General features: G+C 40.5%; 4 protein-coding genes. 3 read left to right on the top strand and 1 reads right to left on the bottom strand.

Features of this window, described 5'->3' with window-relative positions:
• The first annotated feature begins 577 nt into the window (after window positions 1–577).
• From BMZ06_RS20180 to BMZ06_RS20170, 3 genes are all read left to right on the top strand, one after another.
• Window positions 578–1,504: an oxidoreductase gene (locus BMZ06_RS20180; protein WP_089755023.1), complete on the top strand. Its 927-nt coding sequence runs from the start codon at window positions 578–580 to the stop codon at window positions 1,502–1,504.
• Between the two features lie 371 nt (window positions 1,505–1,875).
• Window positions 1,876–3,414 carry a BCCT family transporter gene (locus BMZ06_RS20175; protein WP_089755020.1) on the top strand — a complete coding sequence of 513 codons (1,539 nt, stop codon included), beginning with the start codon at window positions 1,876–1,878 and terminating at the stop codon, window positions 3,412–3,414.
• A gap of 740 nt (window positions 3,415–4,154) precedes the next feature.
• Entirely contained in the window at window positions 4,155–4,871 is a 717-nt protein-coding gene (locus BMZ06_RS20170; RefSeq protein ID WP_089755018.1) for a hypothetical protein, read from the top strand.
• Between the two features lie 338 nt (window positions 4,872–5,209).
• Here BMZ06_RS20170 and BMZ06_RS20530 read toward each other — a convergent pair.
• The coding region (locus tag BMZ06_RS20530) for a transposase (RefSeq protein ID WP_139205873.1) at window positions 5,210–5,344 on the bottom strand (135 nt) is incomplete at its 5' end.

Here is a 5,344-nt window from a genome sequence, read left to right as displayed (position 1 = left end):
CTGTCGTCAGCCTCGAAGAAGTGGCTGAATCGAATTGACTGGTATGTTTTGAAACGTCTAGCTCTGTTTAACAACAAGAAAAGACAGCGCCGAAATCTTCATGGTCATTTGGAGGAAGTAAAGAAACAAACCCAGTATCAACTGGTGTGCTTAGCCAAGTAGGGTAACCGTAATGCCAAAGAAAGAAGAACATCGGAAAGCCGTATGAGGGAGAACCTCACGTACGGTTTGATGAGGGGGAGCTGAAAGTAAAAGGGGAGAAATCCCTTTTGAAATCAGTTCTCTACTCTACCGCGGAAAGCGAAATCGTCCTCCGGAGGACCTAATTCTCACAAATGTCTCGAAACTGAATCTTCCACTAATGGGAGCTTATCTTTAATAGTTAATAGATCGTTTTAACAGTGTCTGCAGTAAAGGAACTGTTTTTTTATTGGTCATCTTCACCTTGGGTTTACTTCCTTATTCCAGATCGGTTTAGTTAAGAAGTTGAAGGGTAAAAGAATAGGAAGATTTAATTTAAGTTATTCCAAGATGAAATATATCCATTCAATATACCAATAGAGGAAGTGAGCGGAAAATGAGTCAACAAGCTTGGTCTGTAGATCAAATCCCTTCATTAAAAGACAAAGTAGCCATTGTAACGGGTGGAAACGGAGGCCTTGGGTTCGAAGCGGTAAAAGTGTTCGCTGAAAAAGGAGCAACTGTTATCCTTGCTTCAAAATCTTTAGAACGTGGAGAAGAGGCATATGAGGCGATCAGGAAAGAAAATCCGAATGCCATCATTGATGTTATGCCCTTAGATCTTCAGGATTTGGATTCTGTGAAAGAATTCTCACGTATATTTAAAGCCAAATACTTTAGGCTGGATATCCTGCTGAATAACGCAGGAGTAATGACGACCCCTTACGGTAAAACGAAAGACGGTTTTGAACAGCAGCTCGGTATTAATCACCTTGGTCATTTTGCTTTGACTGCCCTTCTTTTTGAACGCTTAAAAGAAACGGAGCAATCCAGAGTGGTTAACATCAGCAGTAATGCCCATAAATCAGGAACCATTGACTTTGATAACCTGATGTTTGAAGGCGGCAGAGGATACAAACCAATGAAGGCCTATTCCCAATCTAAGTTGGCCAATTTGCTATTCACCTTTGAATTGCAAAGAAGAATTGATCAAGCTGGCCTGTCTATAAAAAGCGAAGCGGCTCATCCCGGAGGAGCTCAAACCAACTTGGCGCGACATGTAGAAGACAAGTTTCTTTATAAAATGCTTGAAGGGGTGCTTACCCGCGTTACACAAAGTGCCTATGATGGAGCGCTCCCAGGTATTCGCGCAGCTACCGACTCTTCTTTAGAAGGCGGACGTTATTTAGGGCCGTCTGGTTTTATGGAGATGAAAGGTGATCCTGTTGTGGTTGCTCCTAAAACTCATGCCTACGATGTGATGGATGCGGACTTGCTTTGGAAAGAGTCAGAACGATTAACAGGCGTGAAATTCCCTGTATAAGAGAATGAAAGACTAAGCCTACCAGGGGCTTAGTCTTTTTTTAGGCTCCGTTAAACGTATTGATTTTTCATAAGCAGGTTGTTGAACAATAGAGACGTACAATGTAAGAAGACAAAGTTTTGGCCCTGCACGATGCAAGGTCGTTCGATCTCCCCTCAGGATGTGGCGTTCTTAGTCGAACTTCCACTTTTTTTAAAAACTGCCCTGCTTCTATGTAAAGGAATAGTATTAACAGTAATTTCAACGAGATCAAATCAGAATCTTACTATTCATAAAAAAGTATTTTAATATATTAAATTAGTTTTTTTTTGTAATGAGCGGGTAAGCAGGGATATATACCAAAAAATAAGGAAGGATTGAGGAGGATTTAGATGGATAGGAAGAAGCTCATTGATTACAAGATTTTTATACCCTCACTATTAATTATACTGGGGATTAGCATCCCATTTGCTATGTATGAAAGCCAGTCGTTGGAAGTTTTGAATTCTATATTTGATTATATTGTAGAGGTGTTTAGCTGGGGTTATCTCTGGTATGGAATTATTTTGGTTATAGCAGGATTGTATTTATCATTTTCAAAATACGGACAAGTCGTATTGGGAAATCCTACCGAAAAACCGCGATTCACTTTATTTGAATATGCATCCATACTAATTGCTATGGGCGTAGGTTCCACGATTATGAGAACCGGCATGCTTCAGTGGACTTCAGTTGCAAATGATCCGCCAGCAGGAGTGGAAGCTGGATCACCGGAAGCTCTTTTATGGGGTAATGCTTACAGCATGTTTTTATGGGGTTTCCAGGTTTTCGCTATCTTCGTGTTGATTGCTCCGGCGATGGGGTACATTCTTCACGTGAGAAAACGTCCGTTAATGAGGATATCTGAGGCCTGCCGTGTTCTTTTTGGTGATAAGTTTACCGATGGATTAGGCGGTAAATTGCTTGATATTTTATTCCTTATTAGTATTCTTGCAGGCGCAGCTGTAACACTTGGATTAGGAGCTCCAATTATTACTCAGAACTTATCTCACCTTTTAGGTATAGAAGTTAATTTTGGTCTAACCATAACAGTTACGATCATCTGGGTGTTCTTATTCTCGCTTAGTGCGTATTTAGGTATTGAAAAAGGAATTAAACGGTTGAGTACGTTTAATATGTATTTAGCTGGCCTATTTGCGTTATTTATTTTAATAGGAGGACCAGGTGTATTTATATTAAATTACTTTTCTGATAGTGTATCCTTCCTATTAACTAATTACGTTAACATTTCGTTAAATACACAGTCTGTGCACCAGGGGGCAACTTCACACATTCAAAGTAATACCGTTTTCTGGTACGCATATAGTGCCACATGGGCCATGCTCCACAGTGTGTTTGCTGCTAAGATTTCACGAGGCAGAACGATTAAGGAAATGATTTTAACTTACTTGCTAGCACCTACCCTTATATCATGGGTGGCAACAGGAGTTCTCGGAGGACTAGGAGTCCATAGGTATCTTATGGGAGACCTGTCAATCTTGCAAATGGTTGAAAATAATGCAAGAATGGCAGCTATTCCAGAGATATTGTCGACTCTTCCGTTTGCAGAGGTTTCTATTATCATCTTTATGATTGTAGCTCTCGTGTTCTTAACGACCACGCTTGATTCAACCACTTACACTGTAGCTGCTTATACAAGTACAAGAGATATGAGTAAGTATGAACCTCCGAAATTGCTGCGTATTATTATTGCAGCTGTTATAACTGGTTTAGCTTTAGTGCTCATGCGTATTGGTGGCTTACCGCCTCTTGAAGTTATTTCAGGATTAATGGGTCTGCCTATTATTTTCCTTCAATTTATACTCATATATGCCGCGAAGCGTATGATCGATGAGGATAAAGCGTGGAAGCATAACGTTAGAAGTAACTAATATAAAGAACTCTCTCTCCGTTATATCTATTAACAGAGAGAGGGTTTTTTAATGTCGAGGATCTGTTAAATCACGACCTTAACTATAAGACTTTTCTCAAAATTGAGTAGGAGGTCCGAGACAACATCTTGAATTGAGTATTCCAGTAAGCCGCTCTAAAGATTGAAACGAGTTTTATGAAAAATCAAACTATAACTTTTACTAAAACGATCTCTCGAATTAGATTAGTTAATCAACAATGAACTTATAAAATGTTTCACAGAAACATTTTGAGTGAGAGGCGAACTATGGCTTCTTAAGACCAGGAATTAGAGAGGGGAGGGGGACGCTCTCTTTGTATTATAATTTAAATTAGCAGCATATCGCTTGTAGCAGGAGGCGATACGCACTTTCTAATTCGTAGAGATATTGGAAAAAACAACAAAAATAGCTGAATGGAAACCAGGGGAATACTCCGTTAATAGGGAAATATGTCTTTAAAATCTAGTTGTATCGCAAGGCGATATATTTTATAATTACTAAGATACAGTAGTTTTTATATTAATTAATCGATTTATTCCCGCGGTGTTAGATCGCCTGTATCGGAGACCGATATAAGGACTTTTTAAATTATAAAGACGGCCCTCAGTCACATGGAATTTTTTATTTTTAAGGCACTTTTTTAATAGTCAGGTATATCGTTAGGCGATATGACCTGGAGGTCCCAGGTAACCTTGGTATTTAATAGAAAGAGGTGCGATATGCGAAGCGATATTCAACCAAATGAACAGGCTTTCTCCTCCAAAGAGGTAGCCGAAGAAGTGGGAATTGCGACCCCGACTGTTCGAAAGTATGCTCAAATCTTAGAACGGAATGGATATGAGTTTTTCAAAAATCGTGACCGGCGAATCTTTGTTCATTCTGATATCGAAGCGCTTATATCGATACGCGATACGGATAAGCCGTTAGACGTTATAGCTCAAGAACTGGTGGAACAGCAGACTGAACGCTTGAAGGGGTATAAGGAAGCTGGTATATCGGTGCCCGATACATACAATCCTTCACTCCAGCACAACGATCAATTAAAAGAATTTTTCAGGGCTCTCTCCAGTGAACTCGCAGCTACCCGTGAGATGAATGTGCAATTAACCAATGATATTTCAGAGTTAAAAACCACTGTGTCACGCCTGCAGCAGGATCATCATCATATAAGTGCGGGGATTAGCAATTCGGCTCAAAAAACTAATGCTAAAATTGAAAAATTGTCAAAGCAGCAGGAAGAGCATTATGAAACATTACTTCAACAGGAAAAAGAAAAGACGGAAGCATTACAGGAAGAGATTAAGAATATGCGGGCCGAACAAAATAAAGAGTGGCGCCTGCAAAATGATTTTAATACACGTTTAGAGCAAGCAATGAAAAAAACAGAACAGCCGAAGGGCAGCTGGGAATGGTTCTTATCCCTTTTTGGTAAATAATCGATTGTATAATTCACCGGAGAGAGATCGTTATTCAATGTCAGACCGGGTTTAAGATTCATGATACTGCAAAAAGCTACCATGCCATCTATAAAAATAAATTGATATAGAAGACATAAAAAAAAGACGGGCTAGCCCGTCTCAGCTTGTAGAGAAACCCCGTGTTTTTCTGCAAGCTTTTTTTGTGCAGATCGTGCGGGCGAATACCACTCGCTTTCCGCGGACGAACGTCCGAGCCTCCTCGTGAAAACCCACACTGCGGGGTCTCGGATCGCCCGTTTTTCCGCAGGAGTCTCCTGGTATTCGCCCGCCCTTCACCGAAAAAGACTCTCCTTCACCTATCTCACCCTGGATAGGTGAAGGGCAATCTTTTTCATGTTTTGGCAGGCCGCCGTCAGTAACGCTTGTTCGCGTACATTCTCTTTTCCGCGCAAGCGACAATACCGCAGCCCGTGCAGTTCTTTTGAATCTGC

The sequence above is a fragment of the Halobacillus alkaliphilus genome (assembly GCF_900113125.1).
Taxonomy (GTDB): domain Bacteria; phylum Bacillota; class Bacilli; order Bacillales; family Halobacillaceae; genus Halobacillus; species Halobacillus alkaliphilus.
The sequence above is the reverse complement of the archived record's forward strand: the minus strand, read 5'-3'. Positions and strand labels throughout refer to the sequence as shown.